Source organism: uncultured Campylobacter sp. (assembly GCF_947255105.1).
In the GTDB taxonomy this organism is placed as follows: domain Bacteria; phylum Campylobacterota; class Campylobacteria; order Campylobacterales; family Campylobacteraceae; genus Campylobacter_B.
This window is the reverse complement of sequence record NZ_CAMYFP010000001.1, coordinates 1-25035: the sequence shown is the minus strand read 5'-3', so window position 1 is coordinate 25035 and position 25035 is coordinate 1. Positions and strand designations below refer to the sequence as shown.

The window sequence follows — 25035 nt, the reverse complement described above, 5'->3', positions numbered from 1 at the left end:
TTTTCAATCCTTTTTTAAATTTTGATATATAAAATTAACTCTATCTTCATCAGTTTGAAACTCGCTATAAATAGTCTTGTTAAAGATTAGAAATTTAAGTATAAAAATCATAATAAAAAGCTTTACAAAGACAATCAACCAAAGGGTTTTGCCAAGTTTCATATCTTTAAAGCCAGTGTAGTAAAAATTAAAAATATTTTTTAGAGCTTCCATGGCGATAATTTTATCTAAATAAAAATAGAATAAAGCTTATAAACAAATTTAAATAACCCTATTTTACTCTCTTAAATTTCAACCTAATTAACTCTTAAATTTCTCTATTTTTATCAACTATAAAAGTTAAAAAGGTATAATTGAGCTAGAAAAAATTTAAGGAAAAATATGCTAAAAGAGACAAAATATATCTTTGTAACAGGCGGAGTTTTAAGCTCTCTTGGCAAAGGAATTGCAGCTGCAAGTATCGCAACACTTCTAAAAAACGTAGGCTTTAAGGTAAGTATCCTAAAGGCAGATCCCTACATAAATGTAGATCCTGGCACTATGAGCCCACTTGAACATGGCGAGGTTTTTGTAACTGATGATGGCGCTGAAACTGACTTGGATTTGGGACATTATGAGCGTTTTTTAGATGAAAATTTAAGCCAGAAAAACAACTTTACAACAGGAAAGGTCTATAGCACAGTTATAGAAAAGGAGCGCCGCGGGGATTATTTGGGTAAAACTATTCAAGTGATCCCTCACATCGTTGGAGAGATAGTTGATCGCATCAAAAAGGCGGGTCAAGGCAATGATATCTTGATAGTTGAGATTGGTGGAACTGTTGGAGATATAGAGGGACTTCCTTTTTTAGAGGCTATTAGAGCACTTAGAAGCGAAGTTGGTAGAAAAAATGCAATGTATGTTCATCTAACACTTGTGCCATATATAAAGGTAGCAGGTGAGCTTAAAACCAAACCAACACAACACAGCGTTGGCGAGCTTAGAAGGATAGGCATAACGCCTGATATGATAATTTGTAGAAGTCAAATGCCGCTAAACAGGGAGTTAAAAGATAAGATTGCTTTAAGTTGTGGAGTTGAGAAAAACTCAGTTATAGAAAGTCCAGATCTTGCAAGTATCTATCAAGTCCCACTCTCTTTTTTAAAGCAAGATATCTTAGTGCCAATTTCCGAGACTTTGGGACTTGGCGAGCTAAAGCCAAATATGCAAAATTGGGATAGTTTGGTAAAAAGAGTGTTAGCTCCAAGTGATAGTGTAGAGATTGCCTTTGTGGGTAAGTATTTGGAGCTTAAAGAGAGCTACAAAAGCCTAACTGAAGCACTTATTCACGCAGGCGCAGGGCTTGATGTAAGAGTCAATATCAAGTGGTGCGATAGTGAGCGCATAGATAAGACAAATGTAGAAGAGCTATTTAAAAATGTCAATGGCATATTGGTAGCAGGTGGTTTTGGAAACCGCGGGATAGACGGCAAGATGGCAGCTATCAAATTTGCAAGAGAGCACAATATCCCATTTCTTGGGATTTGTCTTGGAATGCAACTTGCTTTAATTGAGTTTGCAAGAGATGTTTTAGGGATAAAAGGGGCAAATTCGGTTGAGTTTGATGAAAATACAAAAGAGCCAATTATCTATCTAATTGATGAGTTTATCGATAGTCATGGTAAAAAGCAGCTTAGAACTCACAAAAGCCCACTTGGCGGGACTATGCGACTTGGCGCTTATGAGTGTGACATAAAAAAAGAAACTCTTCTTTCTCAAATTTATGGTAGCAATAAAATCAAAGAGCGTCACAGACATAGATATGAGGCAAACCCAGCCTACAGGGAGATTTTTGAGAAAAACAATATGATAGTAAGCGGTGAAAGTGATGGGCTTATAGAGGCTGTTGAGTTAAAAAATCATCCATTTTTTCTAGGTGTTCAGTTTCATCCAGAATTTACCTCTCGCCTCACAAGACCCAATCCTGCAATTTTAGGATTTATAAAAGCGGCACTTAAAAAATGATAGGAAAAAAAGAGTTAAAAGAGATTTTACATAACCGTTTTAAAGATGATAGTTGCAAAAAAGCAGGAGATATTCCGCTACCGTCTGAGCTAAAGGACAACTACAAAGCTGCCAAACGGATAAAAAAAGCGGTAGAAGAAAAAGAAAATATCATAATAGTGGGCGATTATGATGTCGATGGAATCGTAAGTAGCGTCATTTTAACCCACTTTTTACAAAGAGTTGGAGCTAAATTTGATGTCAAGATCCCCAACCGCTTTACGGAAGGGTATGGACTAAATAGCACCATCATAGACAATCTTCCAGCAAACACCAACCTAATAATCACAGTTGATAATGGCATAAGCGCAGATGAAGCGGCTATTTGTTGCCAAAAAAGAGGGATTGAGCTTATCATTACAGATCACCATCAACCTCCAAGCAAGTTGCCAATAGCCTTTGCCATCATCAACCCAAAGCAGCAAGAGTGCCATTTCCCAAATAGTGAGATATGCGGTGCGCAAGTTGCTTGGTATCTAGTTGGCGCGCTCAAAGATGTCTTTGGCATAAACTACGATATGTCAAAATCTCTTGATATTTTGCTACTTGCTATCATTGCCGATATGATGGAGCTTCGCGATATGAATAGAGTTCTTACAAGGCTGGGACTTGAGCATCTAAATAGGAGCAAAAGAGCTTGTTTTAGGGCAATAAGAGAGTATTATGGCAAGTCTAAATTTGGCTTTGATGATATTAGTTTTCTAATAGCACCACTCATAAACTCCACAGGCAGAATGGACGACGCAACGCTCTCTTATAAGTTTTTGTCTTCGACCGATATTCGCAAGGCAAATGGCTATCTTGATGAGATTATAAGCATAAATAACTCAAGAAAAGAGGAGGAGAAAAACCTCTATGAAGACTCCATTTTAAATGTCGATGAAGATGACAGCATCATCGTTGCTTGGGGCAAAGAGTGGCATGAGGGAGTTATAGGCATAGTTGCCTCAAGACTTTGTAAACAGTATAAAAAACCAGCAATTGTCTTTAGCATAGATGATGACAGGGCAAAGGGAAGTGCAAGAAGTGTCGGCAGATTTGATATTTTAAAGGCGATAGAGGACAACAGAGAGCTTTTGATAGGATATGGAGGGCATAGAAGTGCTGCTGGCATAGTAATAGACCCTTCAAATTTAATGAAATTTAAAGAAGCTTTGAACTCTCAAATTTCAAAAGAGGATATCATAGCTTCAACAAACTACAAAGATGAGATTTTGGGAGAGTTAAATTTAGATGAGTTAGATCTTGAAATGCTTGACATTTTGGAGTTTTTTGAGCCTTATGGACAAAAAAACCCGCGTCCTACATTTATCTTAAAAGATCTAAAAGTGCTTCTCATAAGAACTATTGGAAAAGATCAAAATCACCTTAAAATGACCCTAAAAAAGGGCGGCACTATAAAAGAGGCGCTATTTTTTAACTTTGATGTAAGACCAAAAGAGAATGACTATATCACGATTATTGCCACAATTACAAAAAATGAGTTTAAAAAGATGATAAGCCCAGAACTCATCATCAAAGAGATAGTTTCACACTAAATTTAGTTATTTTCTAGCAAGAAGTGCAGTGCAGGCAAGTATCAAAACAAACCCAACATAATCCACAAAGACAAATTTTGTACCAAACCACAAATAGACAAAAACTGCAGCCGAAACAGGTTCAATGGCGGTTATTAAGCTTGCTCTTGATGGTCCAATTATACTAACTCCATAAAGATAGCAGGTAAATGAAACGATAGTTCCAAAAAAGACCACGCCAGCAGCAGCAAGAAAGCTTTCAATATCATAAGCCCCTTGCAAACCCCAGTATCCTGTGGCAAAAATAGAGAAAAACGAACCTACAATTAGCGCCATAGCAAGTGTTACTACAGTGCCATATTTTTTGTTGTTATTGATAGGACTTAAGGTATATATTGCAACGCAAACCGCCGATATAAGCCCGATAATAAGGGCTTTTTTAGGGATCTGAAAGCTATCTAGTTTTCCGTGAGTTGCTAGCAAAAAGACTCCAACCATCGCAAAAAGTAGAGCAAGCAACTCTCGTTTTTTAGGAAAGGCTCTATTTTTGATGGCTACATAGACAAGTATCATTGCAGGCGCTGTATATTGCAAAACTGTAGCAATTGCAGCATTGCTTAACTCAATAGCCATGTAGTAAGTATAGTGGCAGACAAATAATCCAAAAATAGCAAAAATAAGCAGCTCTATCATGCCAACTTTATCACTCAAAAGCGCCTTTGCCTCTTTTTTAAATTTGAAAATCACAGGAACTCCAAGAAAGAGAGCTGAGTAAAAAATTCGCACCGTAGCAAGCCACTTTGGATCTAGCTCTTTTACCTCAAAAAGATATTGCCCGCAAGCTCCCGCAAAGCCCCATGAAATACCACTTATTATGGTTAGTATGATTCCAAAGCTATATCTGTTTTTTAACATCTAAAAGCTCACTTTAAATTTGACTAAAGTTGTAGTGGTTGATTTTAAATTTTTAAATTTGAGGCTAGATTGTCTGTTTGTAAAAAAGTGGATTGATGTTTTTATCTCTCTCATTTTAAGCCCTCTTTAAATAATTTAGCCCACTATTAAAAATCATTTTTTATTTTAACGCTATTGATTTTTCTTTATGAGTGGCGCTATCTTAGTTGCTATGTCGTGTAAATTTAGTCGGTCTTTTCTAAAAAGGCAAAATAGCAGCCCAAAAGGACCAAAGACTATAAAGAGAACATATCTAAAAAAGCAGTCCAAAAATGAGGGTTTTTTGCCGGTTTTTAAATTTATCAAGTAGATATCCATAGCTCTATATCCTGGACTTTGGGCAGTTTTTGATTGAAATAGTGAGATGATTATGCCATATAGGAGCCAAATAAGAAAGATAGAAAGATGACTTTTTAAAAACTCATCTTTTCCACCAAGTATCACATAAGTTACAATATAGAGCTCCGGTATAGCTATCATAAACATATCTATTAAAAAGGCCTTTATGCGCGGAAAAATAGGGGAAATTTGACCTTTTATCTTTGACATCTATACTTTTAAAAGCTCAACTTCTTTGTTTTTTACTTCGCTATCTACCTTAGAAGTAAATTCGTCTGTTATTTTTTGAACATCATCATAGGCTTTTTTGACATCATCTTCTGATAAATTTAGCTCTTTTTCGCTCTTTTTAATCTCGTCATTTGCCTCTTTTCTTATGTTTCTTATACTAACCTTTGCTTTTTCGCCCATCGCTTTGGCTCTTTTTACATTTTCCTCTCTTTGCTCAGTAGTCATTGGTGGAAAATAGAGCTTTATGCCCTCAGCGTCGCTATTTGGAGTAACACCAATATTTGCAGCCTTTATAGCAGTATCTATAGGCTTTATCATTGTCTTTTCCCATGGTGTTATTGTTATGGTCATAGCATCTGTTGCAAGCACTGTTGCTACTTGATTTAGAGGAGTTTGGTTGCCATAGTATTCAACAAAGACATTATCAAGTATGTTTATATTTACCTTGCCTGTTCTTAGTGTCATAAAGTCTCTTTTGAGTGCCTCGATAGCCTTTACTGAGCTCTCTTTTTGATTTTTATAGATATTTTCTAGCATCTAAAACCCTTTTATGAATTAAAGTGACGGAGCTTTTGGTGGGAGCTTGCTATCATCTAGCGTGCTTGGCAAAGGAGTTTCCACCTTATAGTTTTCAAGCAGAGAGCTACTGCTATTTTTTTGATAAAGATGTCCCAAAGCAAGTGCATTTAAAACAAATAAAAGTCCCATAATCGCTGTAAATTTAGCCAAAAATCCAGCAGGTCCCTTTGCGCCAAAAAGACTTTCGTTACTTCCGCTATATGCTCCAAGTCCGATAGATGAGCTTTTTTGTAAAAGTACCGATATGGTTATGATAACAGTTAAGAGAAACTGTATTACTAACAAAGTGGTAGTCAAGTTTTATCCTTATAAATTTAATAGGTTGTTATTATATAAAAAATAGATAAATTTAAGTTAAATTTGAGTTTTGGGGAGAGACCCCAAAACATCAATCTCTGCTACCAAAAAGTCTAAGCAAAGATAAAAATAGGTTAAGAATGTTTAGATACATGCTAACTGCCGCCAAAATAGGTGACTCATATCTTCCTTTGAAGATGTTTTGTGTATCATAAACTATATAGCAGCTAAACAAAACAGCTGTAATTGCTGATATAACAAGATCTAGCAAGCCACTTTTAAAGAAGAGCAAATTTAAAATACTTACAACTATAACTGCTAGCAATATGTAAAATAGACTTTTGCCCCAAGAGACAACATCTGTTTTTGTGTTGATAGCATAGACAGTCAAAACTCCAAATACCAAAGCTGTTGTTAAAAATGCGTTAGTTATGACATGTCCAGCGCCATGTGCAATATATGCATTTAATATTGGAGCAAGCCCAAAACCTGTGATAAATGTAAAGGCAAACAAAAGTGCCAAAGCGATACTATTAAAGCCCTTTGCAACTGTGTAGTGCATGCCAAATATCAAAGCCATTTCAACTATAAAAAACAACAACCAATTATAAACCGCAAGAGCACCCATTCCAACATAAGCTCCAGCAGTAGCAGCAATAAGTGATGCGGTGAGTAGTTTGTAGGTATCTCTTACAATACTTGTAGCTCTACTTCTTTCTATCTCGACTTCGCCAGATTGCGCAAGATAATCTCTATCATATAGACTCATATAAATCTCCTCGTTTTCTTAATATAAATGATTATTTTAACCACAATAGAGTAAATATTGGTTAAATTTAACCATATAAATTTATATAAAAAATTAAATTACTACACAACTATTTACATTTTTATGTATATAATAAGCAAATCAAAACGGAGGTGAAGATGGATATCGTAGAGGGCGCCATCAAATTTATGGATGAGGATTATCTAAAAAATGAAGATCTGTTTAAAGATTTAGCAGACCACCAATCCCCTCACACGCTCTTTATTGGCTGTTCGGACTCAAGAGTTGTGCCAAATATGATAACAAATACACTTCCAGGAGAGCTTTTTGTAGTAAGAAATGTCGCAAATATCGTCCCGCCCTATAGAGTGAGTGATGATTATGTTGCAACAACGGCTGCTATTGAGTATGCTATCAACGAGCTAAAAGTAAAAAACATTGTAGTTTGCGGACATAGCAACTGCGGCGGCTGTGCGGCGCTCTATTATGACAATGAAAAACTTCAAAAAGTTCCAAATATAAAAAAATGGCTCAACCTTTTAGCACCGATAAAAGAGGAGATTTTGAAGTTAAATTTAGACAGCACTTCAAAAATCCAGTGGTATACAGAGAGGTTAAATATCATCAACTCTATAGACAATCTCTACACCTATCCAGGTCTTAAGGAGGCAGTAGAGAGTAAAAAGGTCAAAATACATGGTTGGCACTTTATCATAGAAACGGGGCTTATCTATATTTTTGATGAAAAGACACACCATTTTAAGATTATTGAAGAGGGAGTTGATTATGAGAGTATCTTTAAGAAAATGTTTGTTGATTATTAGTTTTGCTTTTGTTCCGCTATTGGCAGATGGGGTTGAAGCAAACAATACAGATAGCCCAAAACCAGCAACTCAAAAAGAGTCTATTCAAAAAGAACTTTATGATTTTTTAGATGAAAATGATGTAGAGATAGCTGATGGAGAGACCACTATCGATCAAATTGTAGAGGACTTAAAGCAGATAGATAGTCAAATTACAATTTTTAAAGAAAATACAAAAGATACAGATGAGAGCCAAAAAGAGCTAAATTTGCTACTTGAAAACAAAAACAACATTTTAAAAGAGATTCCAAATGCTATCATCAACCACAAAATTGATAAAAAAGAGATTTCTACCTATCTAAACGAGCAAAAAAAGATAAACAATAGAGTAAAAAGATACCAAAAGAACAAAAATAGCCTCCAATATATCGATGCCTATCTTGACTTTATGCTTTTTGACAACAAGGAAATTTTTTATAAATTTATACTTAGTTTTGAAAAGCTCTATTTAGAAGGAGCAACACAGACTCAGTTAAAAAAAGAGCTACAAAATACCATTTTGGCACTTCAAGCAAAGGATTATATAAAATATAGCTCTCAGATAGATGGCATAACAGATGAGGTCAAAAAAGAGCAACTTTTAGCTAAATTTGAACTTTTAAAGGAAAATTTAGAGACCTATAAAGAGATTATTAAGTTTTTATCGGACAATATAAATTTAATAAGCAGCGGACTTATTCTAAAGACCTTCAACCTAAACAACATCATAAAAGCTATCAACTCACATTTACCATTTGATGCCAACAAAATAAACAGCGGAAAAATACTTCTAATCACAGTCACAATAGTCCTTTTTTACTCACTAAGACTCTTTTTTGCCAATATTTTGTATGGTTTTATTGGTCTTTTTTTAAGACAGAAAAAAGATGCAAAAGAGAGCAAATCTCAGATAATCGAAGAGATAAAAGGACCAATTGGATATCTACTAATTGCCTACGCCACTGGAGTTTGCGCCTCTATCTACTACTATCCGCTTCCAGTTCCTTTTACATTTAGTAGATATTTTGGAGCGGTCTATATCTTTTTGTATGCTTGGCTTGCTATTGGTCTAATTAGAAGTTATGGAATGATATTTATCGGCAACATCGCTACAAGGGGTGCTAGAAAAGATGTCTTAAACATGATGATAAAGATAATTTACTTTTTTATTATCATCATTGCGGTTCTGCTACTTTTAAATCATGTTGGCTTTAATGTCTCAACCATACTTGCTTCACTAGGTATTGGAGGACTTGCTGTTGCACTTGCTACCAAAGATATCATCGCCAACTTTTTTGCCTCTATCATGCTTTTGTTTGACAACTCATTTTCACAAGGGGATTGGATAGTTTGTGGCGATGTTGAGGGAACTGTTGTCGAGATTGGTCTTAGAAAGACTACTGTTAGGACATTTGACAATGCTTTGGTTTTTGTTCCTAACTCTACAATTATGAGTAAAAGTGTCAAAAACTGGAGCAGAAGAAAGGTAGGACGAAGAATTAAAACCTATATCGGACTAACCTACGACACAACACCAGCACAGCTTAGAAGTTGCATAAAAGATATAAAAGAGATGCTTCATAACCACCCAGGAATCGCACAAGCAGACGATACCTCATCTAAATTTCAAGACTACATCTCAAGACATAGGCAAAAGATTGTATCAGTTGATGACTTGGCAGGTTATAAAAATACACTCTTTGTAGTCCTTGATGAGTTTGCAGAGTCCTCTATCAATATTATGATTTACTGCTTTACAAAAAGCGTTGTATGGGCTGAATTTTTGGAGACAAAAGAGGATGTTTATCTCAAAATTATAGATATATTGGAGAAAAATCAAGTTGAGTTTGCCTTCCCATCAAGAACGGTATATTTAGAACAAAGCGATAGTTAAAGTTATCTTTCAAAGGAGAAAAAATGAATAAAAATTATTATGACGATGGCGATTATAGCTATGAAGATGAAGACTCATATGTAGATGATGATCTTTTAGATGACGAAGAGGATGAATACGAAGATGATGATTATGATGACGATGAAAATGAAGAGGAAAGTTATTAGTCTGTAAAATTTATATTTAAAATTTGATTAGAATTTGATGTTATCATTGAGGATATCACAAAAAAGAAAGGAATAGATATGTTTAAATTAAGAGAATTACCATTTGACCCTGCAAAAAATGCAGTTGTTAGCAAGGAGACCTGTGAGTTCCACTACGGAAAACATCACCAAACCTATGTAAATAACCTAAACAACCTTACAAAAGAGGGCGAGTTTAGTGGCAAAAGTCTTTTTGAGTTAGTAACAAAGTCAAGCAAGGGTGTTTTTAATAATGCAGCTCAAGTCTATAACCACGACTTTTATTGGGACTGTATAGCTAAAAAATCAGATATGAGTAGCGAGTTAAAAGAGGCATTGGAGAAAAACTTTAAAAACTTCAAAGAGGAGTTTTTAAACGCTAGTACTACACTTTTTGGATCTGGCTGGTGTTGGTTAGTTTATAATCCTAAAGATAAAAAACTAGAAATAGTCCAAACAAGCAATGCAAACACTCCTGTTACAGAGGGCAAAGTACCGCTACTAGTAGTTGATGTTTGGGAGCATGCATACTACATAGATGTAAAAAACGCAAGAGCAAAATATCTAGATAAGTTTTATGAAAATATCAACTGGGAATTTGTCTCACAAGCTTATGAGTGGGCGTTAAAAGAGGGCATGGGATCAGTTGAGTTCTATATGCATGAGCTTCACTGCTGTGGTGGCAAAGGCAAAAGCTGCTGCAACCATAAATAACAGCAAAATAACAGCTAATAGTTGGCGGTTTTCGCCAACTAAGTTGGTTTTAGATGAAAAAATTTACCATTTTTTGTATTTTAAATTTGACTCTTTATGGTTATGAGATTCCAAAATATAGCATAGATGAGACCAAATTTATAATGAATAAATTTCACGAAGCTTTTTTAAAGTGTGACAACAAAAAAGAGCTTCAAAGGCTTTCAAAAGAGCTAAAAGAGGCATTTTATCCACTAAGTGACAAAGATTTAGACAAAATTTATGAGCCTAAATTTATAGAAGAGCTTAGAGAGTTAAGCGTTGAGAATATGAACTTCATACTCTTTGCTCTCTCAAAGAAAAAGTGCAGTCTTGGCTATGAAAAGTAGTCAAACCTGTCTTAGTTTTTATCGCTAGAGTAGATTTTGTGAAGATGCTCTAACTTGGAGCCTAGGTTTAAAAGCATCATATCGGCGATTAGGAGTCTTATCATCGCTGTTACTACAACACTTCCTCTAACAGCTATGCAAGGATCGTGCCTGCCTTTTAACTTCATTATCACTTCATTGCCATCTTTATCAACCGTTTTTAGTGGCAAAAATATTGATGGTGTTGGCTTAAAATAGCTTTTGATAACAAGCTCTTCGCCATTTGAAATACCACCCAAAATCCCGCCTGAGTTGTTGCTAAGAAAGCCATTTTTATCCATTTGGTCGTTTGCTTTGCTAGCTCTTTCTTTGCTTAAATTTGCCCCTGCTCCAATCTCAACCGCCTTTACGCCATTTATCCCAACTACTGCCGCTGCAATTCTAGCGTCAAGCTTATCATAAAGCACCTCTCCAAGGCCTTTTGGGAGATTTTTAACTATAGTAAGCACAGCGCCACCAACGCTATCGTGGCTATTTTTTGCATCAAGTATCTCTTTTTTAAACTCATCTTCGCAGCCTAATGCAAAGATTTCTGAGTTTTTTGCAAGTTCAAAGTCAAATTTAGCTGTTGTTTTGCTTCCAATGGCAAAAAGCCCACTTTGAATTTCTATATTAAACTCATTTAGCAAAAGTTGCGCCATAGCACCAGCCCCAACTCTAGCAACACTTTCTCTAGCGCTACTTCTTCCGCCGCCCTTATAGTCCCTAATACCAAATTTAGCATCATAGGTAAAATCAGCATGTGATGGGCGATAGAGCTCTTTTATAGTATCGTAGTCTTTTGACTTGGTGTTGCTGTTTTTTATGAAAAAGCCAATAGGCATCCCTGTTGTAAAGCCATCAAAAAGACCGCTATAGATCTCTATAGTATCGCTCTCTTTTCTTTGCGTAGAAAACCTAGTTCTTGCTCTCCTTTTGTCTATCTCATCTTGTATAAAATCAAGATCCATCCTAATGCCCGCAGGAAGTCCATCAAGCACACCACCAATGCCAACTCCGTGGCTCTCTCCATAGGTTGTAAGGATGAGTTTTTTGCCAAAACTATTCATATTTTCTCTTTAAAATCTCTATTGCTTTTTTGGCAGCCTCTTGTTCGGCAGCCTTTTTGCTTCTGCCTTTGCCACTACTTATTGTCTTGCCATCTAACACAACCGCCATATCAAACTCTTTTTTATGATCTGGCCCAACTGCACTTATTAGCTCATATTTTGGTGTTGAGCCTACTTTTGACTGAGTTAGCTCTTGAAGTCTTGTTTTGTAGTCCTTCTCCAATATGTCCAAAGAGATGACAGGAAACTCTTTTTTGATAAGTTTTATGGCTAAATTTTTGGTAAATTTAAGTCCTGATTCTAGATAGATTGCCCCCATTAAAGCCTCAAAAGCATCGCAAACTATGGAGTCTTTCCCTCTTCCGTTGTTTTGCTCTTCGGCAAATGAAAGGTAGATGAAGTTTTGAAGCCCAATACTTCTTGCAAGTTTTGAAAAACTCTGCTCATTTACAAGAGCTGCTCTTAGTTTTGAAAGCTCTCCCTCGCCAACATCTTTGTAGTTGCTAAAAAGATATTCGCCAACTACAAGATCTAGCACAGCATCGCCCAAAAACTCCAATCTCTCGTTGTTTTGAGTCTGCTTTACACTTTTGTGAGTGAGTGCTATCTTAAAAAGTTCTCTATCTTTAAATTCATAATCCAGATTTTTCTCTAGCTCTTTTAACTCTCTCATTTTACCTCTTTAAATTTCTTTTTGAAGAGCCAAAGCGGCATTTCTAGCCATCGTATCACACTCTTCATTTTCTTTATGACCACTATGTCCTCTAACCCAAATAGCCGTTATTTTGTGATAATTTTTAAGTCTATAGAGCTCTTTCCAATACTCTTCATTTTTGACCTTTTTAAACTCTTTTTTGACCCAATTATCAAGCCAACTATTGAGTCCATTTGCAACATAACTGCTATCAGTATAGAGCATAACTTCGCAAGGCTCTTTCAAAACTCTAAGTCCTTTTATAGCGGCAAGTAGCTCCATTTGGTTGTTGGTTGTGCTACTAACCGAGCCAAATTCTTTTTTTTCATGCTCTTTAAATTTCACTATATAGGCCCAGCCGCCAACGCCGGGATTGCCAAGGCATGAACCATCACAAAAAAGGGATATCTTCTTCACTATTTTTTACCAACGATGTTATTATTTTAGCACTTTCCAAGCTGTAGCAAACTGGACAACGATAAAAAAAGAGCGGAAAGCTATTTTTGCACTCAAGACAGATAAATTTAAAGGAGAGCGACGCCTCTTCAAAGCCGCTTTTTTTCATAGCAGCCAAAGCATTTATCTCAAATATATCGCTGTTAGTTTCTTTACCATCTTTTGCATCAAAGAGTGCTTTATACTTACTATCTTTTAAATTTATCCTCTCATCTAAATACCAGATGATATCTAGCGCATCTTGCGGTTTTGGAAAAAGTGGCACATTGGAGAGTGGCTCTTTGTTTTTGATAAAAAGCTCAAGTATAACTCTACCAAGAAATTTAAACTCTTTTTCTTCTAGTAGGCGTTTAATCTTTTCATCAAAGGTCAAGGTCGCATCATCGATAATCATATTTATTCTGGCATAGCTTATGGCGTTTTGCACATTGTAGTTTTGCTCCATCAAAGCGTCTAAAACTTCAAGCTCTTTGTCGTAGAGCTTGAGCTTTTCATAGATTACTCCAAGCATCTTTAAAGCATCGCCATTTTTATGATCTAGCTTAATCGACTCTAAAAATATCTCAGATGATTTTTTAAGAAAACCCGCCTTAAAATAGACCTTTGCTAAGCTATTTAGGATAAAAATCTTATCGTTTTTCTCTTTGATTTTTTCTAGCGCTACTAAGTAGATATCGATAGCTTTTGTAAATTCGCCCGATCTTGAAAACATACTTGCAAGTATCTCATAAGCTCCACACTCCAAGTCGCTCTCTTCCAAAATCTTTATATATCTACTATCAAGCTCTTTGTTTGAGTTAAACTTTTTGATAAACCGCTCTATACTATCTTTTTGTTCTTTTGCACTAAAAAGTCCCCAAATATAGCTTAAAATGGCTATCATCAAGATAGTTGAAACAAAGATAATAAGTCCAAAAATAGGATCTCTGTATTCTAAAAAAAAGCCTTGCAAGTTACCTCTTTTGGTGAAATTAATTTAATTATAACAAAGAGAATGTATAATTTTGCTTATGATTGATCAAAACAGCATCCAAAAATTATTAGAAATTAGTGATATTGTCGATGTTATAGAGCACTATATTCCGCTAAAGAGATCGGGGAGTAACTACATAGGACTTTGCCCCTTTCATGATGACAAAAATCCAAGCATGAGCGTGAGTAGAGATAAGGGCTTTTTTCACTGCTTTAGCTGCAAGGCGGGCGGCGATGTGATTAAATTTATAATGGATTATGAAAGACTTAGCTATCCAGAGGCTGTCGAAAAACTTGCCTCACTTTGCAATTTTACACTCACCTACACAAACAAAAGAGTTGAAAAAAGAGAAGATAGATATATCTTAGAAAAACTAAATGCCTACTATCAAAGTGTGCTTTATAAAAATCCAGAAGCACTTAGATATCTACACGATAGAGGGATAGATAAAGAGAGCATTGAGCGCTTTTCGATAGGTTATGCGCCAAGTTCACAAAATACTCTAAGGCTTTTAGAAAATGAGAAGATAGAGCTAGAAGAGGCGATAAAAGTTGGCGCCGTCAAGAGAAACGAGCAGGGAGTTTATGCTAGTTTTATAAACAGAATCACCTTTCCAATCTTTAGTCACACAGGCAAACTTATCGGTTTTGGTGGTAGGACTTTGGGGCAGAGTCCTGCAAAATATGTAAATAGTCCAGAGGGCTTTTTGTTTGACAAATCAAGAGTTCTTTATGGATATAACATCGCAAAAACAGAGGCCTTTAAGAGTAAAAAACTTATCATTACAGAAGGCTATATAGATGTCATAATGCTTCATAAGGCGGGTTTTAAAAATGTCGTTGCTGTGCTTGGGACGGCTCTAACCGCCTCTCATTTGCCGCTTATTAAAAAAGAGGGCTTGAGTGTAACTCTTAGTTTTGATGGAGATGGCGCAGGTTTTAGTGCTGCTTTTAAAAGTGCCAAACTTCTTACAACCAATCAAATAGATTGTTCAGTGGCGCTTTTGGAAGGTGGCGCTGATCCTGCTGATATGGTTTTAAGAGGCGAGATAAGAAAGATTGAGAAGATCTTTAGTAACGCACAAGAGGGCGGAAGATTTGTCATAAAAAAAATCTCAGAAGAGTTTGATCTCTCAAGACCACAACAAAAACAAAATGCACTACTTAAAATCATCGAATACACCAAAACTCTTCCAAAAGTTGTAGCTCAAGATCATAGTAAATATGTCTCAAATTTACTAAATATACCCAAAGAGAGTTTTAGTCTAACCTCTTTTGAACAGCAAAGTAAAAAGAGCTATGTAGTTAGACAGACTAGCCGCTTAAGAGATGATCCTTTGGAGCTTTCTGTTTTGAAATTTAGCGTGCTTAATAGAGATTTTAAAGAGCAGGTTTTGCCAAAATTAGAGAAGTTTTTTTTGGTTCATAAAGAGCTTTTTGAGGCGATTGTAAAAAAGAGCGATGATAGCCCAGAGATTAGAGAGCTTTTGTTAAATGATGGAATTTATCCTTGTAGTAGCAAAGATCTAAAAAGATCTATCATAAATTTAAATTTAAGATATCTTAGAGCAAAGATGGAGAAGATACGAGCCAAAGGTGGAGAGGATATGCTTTCAAAAATTGAAGAGATATCAAATATGATTAAAAAAATAGAAGAGAAATTATGAGATGTTTAGCACTATTTAGTGGCGGGCTTGATAGTATGCTTGCCATAAAACTTATGAGTTTGCAAGGTTTTGAAGTCATTGCACTTCACTTAGATATGGGCTTTGGCGGCAAAAAGATAGATGAAGAAAAGCTTAATTACTATGCCAACAAAGCGGGAGCAAAGTTGGCTATCGTAGATATAAAAGAGCGCTATCTAAAAGATGTTTTATTTAGCCCAAAATATGGCTATGGCAAGCACCTAAATCCCTGTATTGACTGCCATGGCTATATGTTTAGAGTTGCTTTTGAAATGCTTGAACAGCTTGATGCCAAATTTATAATATCTGGCGAAGTTGTAGGACAACGCCCAATGAGCCAAAGAACAGAGGCTTTGAGAAACGTAGAAAAACTCAATCTAAAATACGAAGGCTTGATGTTAAGACCGCTTAGTGCAAAACTTTTAAAGCCTACAAAACCAGAGCTTGATGGGATAGTTGATAGGGAAAAGCTCTTAGACATCAGTGGAAGAGGCAGACAAAGGCAACTTCTTCTTGCAGATGAGTTTGGCTTTGATAGCTTTGAAGCTCCAGCGGGTGGCTGTTTGCTAACTATTGATAGCTTTTGCAAAAAGATGAAAGATGTGATAAATCACGAAAAACTAGAAAACGCCAAAGATATAGAACTTCTTAAATTTGGAAGACATCTAAGACTAGAAGAGGGCGCAAAACTTATAATATCAAGAGATGAGGTAGAAAACAGGGAGTTAAGCGCCATTTGCAATCCAAAATTTGACGAGATTTTGTTAGATGGGTGTATTGGACCATATGCGCTAATTAGCAAAGAGCCGACAAAAGCGGACTTAGAGCTTGCCTTTTCTTTGGTGCTTGCCTATGCAAAAACTAAGCTCTTTCAAGACTACAATTTGATTTATCGTGATGAGAAATTTAAAAAAACAGCAACTATTACAAAACAAGAGGCGGCAAAATATTTTGTTTAACCGCTTCTGTTTTAAAAAAGATATAATATCTCAAAAATAAAGGAGTCATTATGAGTGAAGTTGAGAGTTTGAAAAAAGAGATAGACTCTTTGAAAGAGGAACTTAAAGAGGCCTTAGATAGGATAAAAGAGCTTGGAAAAAAGGATAATTGCGATTTGTCAGATGAGTTAGAAAGTGCTATGTTAAAGCTAAAAGACAAGGGCGAAGAGATTGGTAAATCTATCCAAAAAGAGCCACTAAAAGGCGCTGCTGTTACCTTTGGGATTGGTTTGATAGTTGGTTGGCTCTTAAAAAGATAACTTATGGCAACTATATCTGAGTTTATAATATCGGCTTGCGAGCTTGTAGAGGCTCAAGCAGATGAGATAAGAGTCTCTTTTCAAAAAAGCCTTGGAGCCATCATATGGAGCGGCTTGGTCGCTCTTCTTTGTTTTGTTGGCTTTGTCTTTTTGATAGTAGCGATATTTTTCTTGGCAAAAAAGTTTTTAGGGCTTATAGCAGCGCTATTTTTAAGCTCATTTGCGGCATTTTTATCTGCACTTTTAGTTTTTTTAATAGTTAAAATTAGAGGCTAAAATGGAGATAAAGAGTAAAAAAGAGCAAAAAATCCAAAAATTAGTCTCCATGCTTGAGGGCAAAAGTGAGCCACGTGGCAAAACATCACTTGAGCTTGCTAAGTTAAATTTGATGAAAAAAGACCCTGGATTTAACATATCAAAGGAGCTTTTTTTCATCAACAGAGGCGAATTTAAGTTTGCTTTAGTTAAATTTATAGATGTAAATTTCATACTTCCAAGGCTTCTTTGGTTGGTTGATAAATTTATATCTTCAAAAAAAAGAGATAAATTTAGTTAATTATAAGTAGAGAGAAGATAAAATATCACTTTTCGTGTCAAGGTAGCTCAGCTGGTTAGAGCGCTGGTCTCATAAGCCGGAGGTCGGGAGTTCAAGTCTCCCTCTTGATACCACTTCTTACTAGACAAATCAACACAAATTTACCATCAAAAAGCTTTAAATTTAGCCAAATTTGAATTAATTTATTTAAATACCTTGTTAAATTTCTCTTCTATCTTTTGTGCTGGTGGATATAAAAGACTAAATATGATGATAGCTATAGCAGCTGCTACAAAGCCAGGAACTATCTCATATATTGGGAAATTTAGTGCGGTTGCTAAAAAGTTTTTATAGGCAACTACCACCAAGGCACCAGCAACCATTCCAGCTATTGCGCCAACTCTACTCATCTTTTTCCAAAACAAAGAAAAGAGCATTACACTTCCAAAGCTTGCGCCAAAGCCCGCCCATGCATATGCTACAATCTCCAAAACACTTGAGTTTTTATCATATGAGAGGAAAAAAGCTATCAAAGAGATGAAAATCACACCGCCCCTTCCCATAAGCATTGCAGAACTCTCGCTAGCATCTTTTTTAAATACTCTTCTATAAAAATCCTCAGCAATAGTGGAGCTTGAAACTAGAAGTTGTGAGCTAGCGGTGCTCATGATAGCAGCAAGTATGGCACTTAGCAAAACTCCTGCTATCCAAGGGTTGAAGTGAAGCTCACTCATAATGATAAAGATTTTTTCAGGATCTTGCAAAGAGAGATCAAATTTATTAATGTAGGCAATACCAAGTAGCCCTATAAGGCAGGATGTAATAAGACTTATTGCCATCCAAGAGATCCCTATAAAGGTGGCAGTTGGGATCTCCCTAACAGATCTTATCGACATAAATCTTATCAATATATGCGGCTGCCCAAAATATCCAAGCCCCCAAGCCATCGCAGAGATGATACTAAGAAGTGAAACTCCAGTAAAAAGATGTGTTCTGTTGGTCTGCATATCTAGTTTTTTTAGTGCGTCTATGGCACTTTGCATTTTTTCTTCATCGCCACTACTCAAAATAGAGACGATATCTTTGTGAATGTATTGTTTAGAGTCTATGTAGATGGAGAGATCTTTTGTAGAGTTTAGTAAATTTAAGAGCTCATCAATGTCGCTTTTGTCTAAATTTGAGCTTTGAAGTCTTTGCTCTAGCAAAACTCTAGCGTTGTCGCTTTTGTTGATGTAGTGCAGTGCTTGATCAAAGCCACCTATTTTGTAAAGCATCATAATAGCAACTACCAAAAGTGCTCCCATCATCAAAAGACCCTGCACCAAATCTGTCCAGCAAACTGCCTTATATCCGCCCAAAAAGGTGTAGATAACTATGATAGCAGTTCCTATAAAAAGCGCGTGAGTATATTTTAGACCAAATGTAGCTTCAAAGAGTTTTGCTCCACCAACAAGACCGCTTGATATATAAAATGTAAAAAACAGAAGAATGACCGCTGCACATATGACTCTTAATATATGGCTACTATCTCCAAAACGTAGCTCAAAGTAGTCAGGTATTGTTATGCAGTTGTTAAATTTGCCTGTGTAGATCCTAAGTCTTTTTGCGACAATTAGCCAGTTTAGGGTAGCGCCTATTGTAAGTCCAATGGCGATGTTTGAATTTACAAGACCACCTACATACAAAGCGCCAGGAAGTCCCATAAGTAGCCATCCGCTCATATCACTAGCGCCAGCACTAAGAGCCGATACTACAGGGCCTAAAGAGCGATTGCCTAAAAAATAGTCTTTGGTATCTTCGTTTTTTTTGTAAAAATAAAAGCCAATCCAAAGCATCAAAAGAGAGTAGGCAATAAAGGTGATTATTATTGGTATGTTAAGTTCAATGCTATCCATTTGCCACCATATTGTGTTGCTTTTGTATTGTCACGTTCTCTCCTTTGAAAGCGACTATTCTAGCGTAAATAAAATAAAAAGTGGTTAAATGCTATTTTTAAGGTTAAATTTATGCAGATATGTGGCAGAGGGGAAGGGATTTGAACCCTCGAAGGCTTGCACCTTACACGCGTTCCAGGCGTGCTCCTTCAACCACTCGGACACCCCTCTTTATAAAAGGTATCATTATAGCTATTTTATTTAAATTTTATCTTTTTCATAAAATTTTCTAAACCAACTATCTACTCTATAAACAACTCCAAAAAGAGCAGGGACTACTAAAAGAGTTAGAAAAGTAGAGCTAATAAGCCCTGCAATGATAGAGATTGCCATAGGAGAGTTGCCCTCATAGCCACTTCCTTTGGAGATGGCAAGTGGAAGCATAGCAAAAATCATAGCAAAAGTTGTCATAAGAACAGCGCGAAGTCTTTTTCTACCGGCAAGCACAACTGCTTCATCGGGGCTTTTTCCCTCATGGACAAATCTATTTGCAAAATCAACCACCAAAATGGCATTTTTGCCAACCATACCAAAAAGAAGAATTGCACCAATCATTACAAAAAGGCTAAAGCTATTGCCACTTAAAGTAAGTCCAGCAACAACTCCTGCAAAGGCAAGTGGCATAGAGATCATGATGATAAATGGTAAGATAAAACTCTCATAAAGTGAAGCAAGTATTAGATAGATAAGTGCCGCACTTAGGGCAATTGTAAAGATAAAAATCTCATTTGTATCATCCATCATCTCAATAAAGCCCAAATAAACACAATCATAGCCACTTGGCAAAAGCGGCTTTAGCTCGCTATCGATAGCTTTTTGGACTACATCAAGCGAAGTTTTGTTTATGTTGGCGGTTATCAAAACCTCCCTCTCTCTGTTTAGTCTATTTATGTTGGCTCTACTTTTTTGATAGCTAAATTTAGCGATAGAGCCGAGATAAAAGCTCTCATTGTTTGAATTGATGAGCTTAAATTTCATAAGGTCTTCTATGCTTTTTTTATCTTTATCATCAAATCTCATCACCATCTCATACTGCTTGCCATCGATATCTACATTGCCAACTGCATTTAGGCTAAAAGAGTGATAAAGAACTTGTGCTACTTCATAGGCATTTAGCCCCATACGCGCCATTTTCTCACGCTCTAAAGTAATTTTTAAATTTTCTTTTGAGTCCTCATTGCTACTTTTGATATCGACAACGCCATCGATATTTTCTAAAATCTCCCTTGCCTTTGCGCTAAGCTCATCAAGCTTTTCAAAACTCTCTCCTATGATAGAAATTTGAACTGGCTCAGTAACTCCCGCAGCCTCAACAATAGGAAGCTCCAAAATTCTTATCTTTAGCTCAGGATGATTTAGTTTGGCTCTGTATTGTTCTATCTTTTTTGGTTGTCTAATTGTGCGCTCTTTAAGACTTTTTAGCTTGACATAAATTTTGGCTTTGTGGCTCTCTTTGGCGTCGGTATAGCCAACTAACAAATAGGCATCTTCAACATCTTTGTCGCTGACTATCTCTTCTAAGATAGGCAAAGCAGCTTTTTTGGTCTCATTTAGAGAAGTCGTAGGTTTGGTCTCGAGATAGACTTCAAACTCGCTGTTATCTTCCATCGGCAAAAAGTCTGTTCCAACAAAGATGATAAGCGACATTATAAGTGCAATTACAATGGCAACAGCTGTTAGAAAAATGGCTTTAAATTTCAAAATAAAGTGTAAAGTTTTTGCATATAGCTCTTCGCCAGCTCTAAAAAACGGCTCTGTTTTTTTATAAAAATTGCTCTGTTTTGAGTTGGTAAATCTACCTCCAAGTGTCGGTATTAGCAAAATAGAGACGAAAAATGATACGATAACTCCACCAGCTACACTTAGTGCAAATGAGTTAAAGTATCTTCCAACTATGCCACCCATAAAGGCTATCGGGATAAATACACAAAGTAGCACTGTGCTGATAGAAAGCAGGCTAAAGACTATCTCTTTTACTCCGTCAAACGCTGCAAAAAGTGGCTCTTTGTTGCTTTGCATCTTTTTAGCGATATTTTCTGTAACAACAATGGCATCATCTATAAAAATTCCTATACCAAGAGTTAGTGCTATTAGAGTTAGGCGATTTAGGTCATATCCCAAAATATCTATGATAAAAAAGGTGCTTATAATAGAAGTTGGTATGGCAATGGCAGCAATTAGCGTAGCAATACCATCTCTTAAGAAGAAAAAAACTATAAATATGGTCAAAAAGACTCCAAAGGTCATATCAAAACCAACTTGAGAGATGTGTTTTTCGATGGTATCGCTCTTATCGTAGGCAACTTTGATGTTTAAATTTGGATTTAGCTCTATCAATGTATTTAGGCTTTTTTTGATATTTTTTATGGTTTTTAGTGAGTTTTCGCCACTTACCTTTAGGATATCTAGCAAAACACCCTCTTTGCCGTCCATTACAACTAGTGAGTTTATATCGTCATAGCCCTGTTTTATGGTCGCTACATCCTTTAAAAAAAGTCCAGGAAGTAGAGTTAAGTTTTCTATCTCTTGGAGTGAAGTTGCGTCAAACTCACCTCTTATAAACAGCTCTTTGTCTTCTGATGAGAGCTTTCCTATTGGGAATTTTAAGTTTTGGCTCTTTATTATGGCGGCTACTTTGGCTGCGTCAAGATGATATTTATCAAGTAAAAATGGATCTAGATAAATTTTAATCTTTGGTTCGCTATAGCCGATACTATCGACCTTTCCAACACCTTCAACTCTTTGTAAAAATGGCTTTATCTTATCATTTATTCCATACATCAACTCTTTTTGATTGTCTTTTTTGGAGGTTATAAAGAGGCTTAGTATCTTACCGCTATCGGCTGAGAGCTTCTCTATCTGCGGTTTTACAGCCAAATCTAGCTTTGAGAGATGATCTCTTATGTCATTGGCTGCCACTTCTATATCTTTTTCTAGCTTAAATTGCACTATAACTACGCTTAAGTTGTCATAACTTATCGATCTTATCTTGTCAATATTGTCAATAGTTACAATCTCATCTTCAATTTTTTTGGTTATTTTTGACTCAATGTAGTTTAGGTCGCCATTTGCGTAAGTGGTGATTTTGATAAGTGGTATTTGGACATCTGGAAAGAGGTTGGTAGGCATTTTTTTAAGTGACATAAAGCCAAAGATGATCAAAGACAAAAAGAGCATCATTATAGTAACTGGTCTATTTATCGCAAATCTTAACATCGCTATCTACTTTATGATGATTTTGCCTTCGCCAAAAAGACCAACTTTTAGCTCTTTTACATAAGAGATGGCATAGACTTTTCTGTTTCTTACGTCGATAGTTGGATAGATGAGGTCAATTGTGGAGCTAAACTCTTTATCGCCACCCTCTAGCCTATATCTGAACTCCTGTCCGACCTTAACAACATCTATAAATTTGCTATCAAAACTAAGCAAGAGCTTTGTCATTGGATAGCTCATCATCTCAATTAGTGGTTGTGAAGGAGCTGCAACGCCCTCGCCAACTTCTATAAATTTAAAGACAATAACGCCATCATATGGAGCTTTTAAAAGAGTTTTGTTTAGTCTATCTTGAGCATTTTCTACCCCTATTTTCGCATTTTCTTCCTCTAGGGATATTTTTTTAAACTCAAACTCTATATCTTCAAAACTCTGCTTGGATATGGTATTTTTAACACTTTTGTAACGATCAAGACTTTTTTTGAGATGTTCTTTGGCAAGAGTTGCCTTTTTTAATGAGTTGTTTGCATTTTGTAGGGCTATTTGTTGGGCGCTAGAGTCCAAAGCAAGTAGCACATCGCCCTTTTTTACAATATCTCCAACCTCAACATTTATTCTCTCTACAGTTCCAACACCTAAGATAGAGAGCTTTGATCTCTCCTTTGCAACCACATCAAAACTAGCATAAACTTCGGTTGTTGGTTGGCTAGGAGCTGCATAGATGAAACTAAAAAAAGATAGCAAAAGTAAAATTCTTCTCATCTTCTATCCTAAATTTTTAATTTCAAGTATAGCATAATAAGCAGCATAAAAAGCTCAAATTTGGCTATTTGTATTTATACAAATTTAAGCTACAAGCCAAGCACCTCATAGGTCCTAGCTCGTGAGTTTTTAGCCTCTGTTTTATCGCCAATTATAGAGCCATTTAAAACATCCTCATTTGGCATTATGCTATAGACAAATTTGCCCTCTTTTGCTCTTTTATCGACCCAAAAATCGACAAATTCAAAGCCAATTTTTGCTCCATCTTCATCTTTTTTGATAGTTAAAAAAACTCCCAAACCATCTTCTATAGCCTTTGTTTTGCTAGTGATTGCTCTTTGGTTGGACAAAGCGTTGCCAAGCGAGTAAAAAACTACAGCACCATCTACTATCTCATAGCCTTGCACAACGTGAGGATGCGATCCGATGATAATGTTAGCGCCATTTTTTGCAAGGAATTTAGCCCATGATTTTTGATAGTTGTTTGGCTCTTTTTGATACTCATCGCCCCAGTGTATAAAGGCAACTATAAGGTCAGCTCTCTCTTTTAGGTAGGCAAAATCATTTTTTATAAGCTCTTCATCTAGCCTATCTACCATATAACTATCCTCATTTTTGAGCGCTATGCCATTTGTCCCATAAGTATAGGCGACAAATCCAAGCTTCAAGCCGTCTTTTTCTACGATAAGAGGCAAACTTCTTTTATCTTTGTAGCTTCCTATGTTTAAAAGCCCTTGCTCTTTTATAGTTTCAACTGTCTTTTCAACCCCCGCTTTTTTGCCATCAAGCGAGTGATTGTTTGCTGTAGAGAGTATGGAAAAACCAGCATTTTTTATGCTTTCAATGACTTGTGGCGGCGACATAAAGAGTGGATAGCCGCTAAATTTCAAATCAGTTGCGATGGTTGTCTCTAGATTGGCAAGTGCAATATCGGCCTTTTTGATATATTTTTCTAGATGTTTAAAATTGTCGCTAAAGTCAAAGCCATCGCCCTTTTTTGCACTGTCTAGTTGGGCTTTATGATACATGATATCGCCTACTGCAAATATCGTCACTTCGCCTTTGGCAGCTAGATTTATAAGGCTTAGTAGCACAAAGAGTATTATTCTAAACATCATTTTTCCTTAAGTTAAATTTGAGAATTAGGGGATTTGTAGTTGTAGGTTGAAATTTAAATAGTAATGGCCGGGAGAGAGGGATTTGAACCCCCGGAGGTGTTACCCTCAACGGTTTTCAAGACCGCCGCTTTCAGCCGCTCAGCCATCTCCCGAAATAGTTATTTTGTTTTGTCAGATACCCAATCTGCGCTTTTGTGAACCTTCTCTTTTGTCCAATCAACACTCTCTTTGGTGTCACTTTTTATACCTTGCCAAGTATTTGAGCAACCGCCAAAAAACAAAATCAACAAAACAGATATACAAAAAAGACCAATTCGCATCTCTTCTCCTTGTTGGAGGCGACACCCGGATTTGAACCGGGGATAAAAGCTTTGCAGGCTCTTGCCTTACCACTTGGCCATGTCGCCGCAAATTTAGCTACCTAAATGGTGCCCGGAGCCGGAATTGAACCGGCACGGAAGTTAAATTTCCGAGGGATTTTAAGTCCCTTGCGTCTACCAATTCCGCCATCCGGGCCTATTAACAACTTTTGGAGCGGGAAACGAGAGTCGAACTCGCGACCCCAACCATGGCAAGGTCGTGCTC

General features: G+C 36.4%; 27 protein-coding genes and 5 tRNA genes. 13 read left to right on the top strand and 19 right to left on the bottom strand.

Features of this window, described 5'->3' with window-relative positions; all coding sequences use genetic code 11:
• Window positions 1–3: 3 nt before the first annotated feature.
• Window positions 4–213, bottom strand: coding sequence for a DUF4492 domain-containing protein (locus Q0X52_RS00160; RefSeq protein WP_297573271.1), 210 nt, complete (start codon window positions 211–213; stop codon window positions 4–6).
• A gap of 168 nt (window positions 214–381) precedes the next feature.
• On the opposite strand from Q0X52_RS00160, the gene Q0X52_RS00155 reads away from it, so the two are divergent.
• The gene (locus Q0X52_RS00155; protein WP_297573269.1) at window positions 382–2004 is read left to right on the top strand and encodes a CTP synthase; all 1623 of its coding nucleotides are present in this window, start codon (window positions 382–384) and stop codon (window positions 2002–2004) included.
• A complete protein-coding gene (gene recJ, locus Q0X52_RS00150) occupies window positions 2001–3581 on the top strand; it encodes a single-stranded-DNA-specific exonuclease RecJ (protein ID WP_297573267.1) in 1581 nt (526 codons plus the stop codon). The genes Q0X52_RS00155 and recJ overlap by 4 nt, the downstream gene beginning before the upstream one ends.
• Before the next feature lie 6 nt (window positions 3582–3587).
• On the opposite strand, the gene Q0X52_RS00145 is transcribed toward recJ, so the two are convergent.
• The 5 genes from Q0X52_RS00145 to Q0X52_RS00125 all read right to left on the bottom strand — a co-directional run bounded on the left by Q0X52_RS00145 (window position 3588) and on the right by Q0X52_RS00125 (window position 6729).
• Entirely contained in the window at window positions 3588–4475 is an 888-nt protein-coding gene (locus Q0X52_RS00145) for a DMT family transporter (protein ID WP_297573266.1), read from the bottom strand.
• A 171-nt stretch (window positions 4476–4646) separates the two neighbouring features.
• The gene (locus Q0X52_RS00140) at window positions 4647–5063 is read right to left on the bottom strand and encodes an RDD family protein (protein ID WP_297573264.1); all 417 of its coding nucleotides are present in this window, start codon (window positions 5061–5063) and stop codon (window positions 4647–4649) included.
• The gene (gene frr, locus Q0X52_RS00135; RefSeq protein WP_297573263.1) at window positions 5064–5621 is read right to left on the bottom strand and encodes a ribosome recycling factor; all 558 of its coding nucleotides are present in this window, start codon (window positions 5619–5621) and stop codon (window positions 5064–5066) included.
• Between the two features lie 18 nt (window positions 5622–5639).
• Window positions 5640–5960, bottom strand: a complete 321-nt coding sequence (gene secG, locus Q0X52_RS00130) for a preprotein translocase subunit SecG (RefSeq protein WP_297573261.1) — start codon at window positions 5958–5960, stop codon at window positions 5640–5642.
• A gap of 91 nt (window positions 5961–6051) precedes the next feature.
• Window positions 6052–6729, bottom strand: coding sequence for a Bax inhibitor-1/YccA family protein (locus Q0X52_RS00125; protein ID WP_297573259.1), 678 nt, complete (start codon window positions 6727–6729; stop codon window positions 6052–6054).
• Window positions 6730–6887: 158 nt separating this feature from the next.
• Here Q0X52_RS00125 and Q0X52_RS00120 point away from each other — a divergent pair, with 158 nt between their 5' ends.
• From Q0X52_RS00120 to Q0X52_RS00100, 5 genes are all read left to right on the top strand, one after another.
• Window positions 6888–7553 carry a carbonic anhydrase gene (locus Q0X52_RS00120; protein ID WP_297573258.1) on the top strand — a complete coding sequence of 222 codons (666 nt, stop codon included), beginning with the start codon at window positions 6888–6890 and terminating at the stop codon, window positions 7551–7553.
• Complete coding sequence (locus tag Q0X52_RS00115) at window positions 7516–9465, top strand: mechanosensitive ion channel domain-containing protein (RefSeq protein WP_297573256.1); 1950 nt, start codon at window positions 7516–7518, stop codon at window positions 9463–9465. Before Q0X52_RS00120 ends, Q0X52_RS00115 begins: the two co-directional genes overlap by 38 nt.
• Window positions 9466–9488: 23 nt before the next feature.
• The gene (locus Q0X52_RS00110; protein WP_297573252.1) at window positions 9489–9632 is read left to right on the top strand and encodes a hypothetical protein; all 144 of its coding nucleotides are present in this window, start codon (window positions 9489–9491) and stop codon (window positions 9630–9632) included.
• Window positions 9633–9710: 78 nt separating this feature from the next.
• Window positions 9711–10364, top strand: coding sequence for a superoxide dismutase [Fe] (sodB, locus tag Q0X52_RS00105; protein WP_297573250.1), 654 nt, complete (start codon window positions 9711–9713; stop codon window positions 10362–10364).
• A 53-nt stretch (window positions 10365–10417) separates the two neighbouring features.
• The gene (locus tag Q0X52_RS00100) at window positions 10418–10732 is read left to right on the top strand and encodes a hypothetical protein (RefSeq protein WP_297573248.1); all 315 of its coding nucleotides are present in this window, start codon (window positions 10418–10420) and stop codon (window positions 10730–10732) included.
• Between the two features lie 11 nt (window positions 10733–10743).
• Here Q0X52_RS00100 and aroC read toward each other — a convergent pair whose 3' ends face one another.
• From aroC to Q0X52_RS00080, 4 genes are read right to left on the bottom strand one after another with little or no spacing between them, the layout of a single operon-like run.
• On the bottom strand, window positions 10744–11820 hold the full coding sequence (gene aroC, locus Q0X52_RS00095; RefSeq protein ID WP_297573243.1) for a chorismate synthase: 1077 nt from the start codon (window positions 11818–11820) through the stop codon (window positions 10744–10746).
• A complete protein-coding gene (rnc, locus tag Q0X52_RS00090; RefSeq protein ID WP_297573241.1) occupies window positions 11813–12493 on the bottom strand; it encodes a ribonuclease III in 681 nt (226 codons plus the stop codon). Before rnc ends, aroC begins: the two co-directional genes overlap by 8 nt.
• Window positions 12494–12502: 9 nt before the next feature.
• Entirely contained in the window at window positions 12503–12931 is a 429-nt protein-coding gene (gene rnhA / locus Q0X52_RS00085; protein ID WP_297573238.1) for a ribonuclease HI, read from the bottom strand.
• On the bottom strand, window positions 12906–13922 hold the full coding sequence (locus Q0X52_RS00080; RefSeq protein ID WP_297573236.1) for a hypothetical protein: 1017 nt from the start codon (window positions 13920–13922) through the stop codon (window positions 12906–12908). The genes rnhA and Q0X52_RS00080 overlap by 26 nt, the downstream gene beginning before the upstream one ends.
• A 58-nt stretch (window positions 13923–13980) precedes the next feature.
• Here Q0X52_RS00080 and dnaG point away from each other — a divergent pair, with 58 nt between their 5' ends.
• The 6 genes from dnaG to Q0X52_RS00050 all read left to right on the top strand — a co-directional run bounded on the left by dnaG (window position 13981) and on the right by Q0X52_RS00050 (window position 17554).
• Window positions 13981–15609: a DNA primase gene (gene dnaG / locus Q0X52_RS00075; protein ID WP_297573976.1), complete on the top strand. Its 1629-nt coding sequence runs from the start codon at window positions 13981–13983 to the stop codon at window positions 15607–15609.
• Window positions 15606–16586, top strand: coding sequence for an argininosuccinate synthase domain-containing protein (locus Q0X52_RS00070; protein WP_297573231.1), 981 nt, complete (start codon window positions 15606–15608; stop codon window positions 16584–16586). The genes dnaG and Q0X52_RS00070 overlap by 4 nt, the downstream gene beginning before the upstream one ends.
• 50 nt (window positions 16587–16636) lie before the next feature.
• On the top strand, window positions 16637–16885 hold the full coding sequence (locus Q0X52_RS00065; RefSeq protein WP_297573229.1) for a hypothetical protein: 249 nt from the start codon (window positions 16637–16639) through the stop codon (window positions 16883–16885).
• Window positions 16886–16888: 3 nt separating this feature from the next.
• Complete coding sequence (locus tag Q0X52_RS00060) at window positions 16889–17161, top strand: hypothetical protein (protein WP_297573226.1); 273 nt, start codon at window positions 16889–16891, stop codon at window positions 17159–17161.
• Between the two features lies 1 nt (window position 17162).
• The gene (locus Q0X52_RS00055; RefSeq protein WP_297573218.1) at window positions 17163–17441 is read left to right on the top strand and encodes a hypothetical protein; all 279 of its coding nucleotides are present in this window, start codon (window positions 17163–17165) and stop codon (window positions 17439–17441) included.
• 36 nt (window positions 17442–17477) lie between these two features.
• Window positions 17478–17554: transfer RNA gene (locus Q0X52_RS00050), tRNA-Met, on the top strand.
• A 69-nt stretch (window positions 17555–17623) separates the two neighbouring features.
• Here Q0X52_RS00050 and Q0X52_RS00045 read toward each other — a convergent pair.
• From Q0X52_RS00045 to Q0X52_RS00005, 9 genes are all read right to left on the bottom strand, one after another.
• On the bottom strand, window positions 17624–19315 hold the full coding sequence (locus Q0X52_RS00045) for a sodium:proline symporter (protein ID WP_297573211.1): 1692 nt from the start codon (window positions 19313–19315) through the stop codon (window positions 17624–17626).
• A 122-nt stretch (window positions 19316–19437) separates the two neighbouring features.
• Window positions 19438–19525: transfer RNA gene (locus Q0X52_RS00040), tRNA-Ser, on the bottom strand.
• A gap of 30 nt (window positions 19526–19555) precedes the next feature.
• Window positions 19556–22570: an efflux RND transporter permease subunit gene (locus tag Q0X52_RS00035; protein ID WP_297573208.1), complete on the bottom strand. Its 3015-nt coding sequence runs from the start codon at window positions 22568–22570 to the stop codon at window positions 19556–19558.
• Between the two features lie 6 nt (window positions 22571–22576).
• Entirely contained in the window at window positions 22577–23332 is a 756-nt protein-coding gene (locus tag Q0X52_RS00030; RefSeq protein WP_297573205.1) for an efflux RND transporter periplasmic adaptor subunit, read from the bottom strand.
• Between the two features lie 89 nt (window positions 23333–23421).
• Window positions 23422–24447: a CapA family protein gene (locus tag Q0X52_RS00025; RefSeq protein WP_297573202.1), complete on the bottom strand. Its 1026-nt coding sequence runs from the start codon at window positions 24445–24447 to the stop codon at window positions 23422–23424.
• A 67-nt stretch (window positions 24448–24514) separates the two neighbouring features.
• Window positions 24515–24602, bottom strand: a tRNA-Ser gene (locus tag Q0X52_RS00020).
• Between the two features lie 6 nt (window positions 24603–24608).
• Window positions 24609–24770, bottom strand: a complete 162-nt coding sequence (locus tag Q0X52_RS00015) for a hypothetical protein (protein WP_297573200.1) — start codon at window positions 24768–24770, stop codon at window positions 24609–24611.
• A 13-nt stretch (window positions 24771–24783) separates the two neighbouring features.
• Window positions 24784–24857 (bottom strand) — tRNA-Cys (locus tag Q0X52_RS00010).
• Between the two features lie 19 nt (window positions 24858–24876).
• Window positions 24877–24966 (bottom strand) — tRNA-Leu (locus tag Q0X52_RS00005).
• Between the last annotated feature and the right edge of the window lie 69 nt (window positions 24967–25035).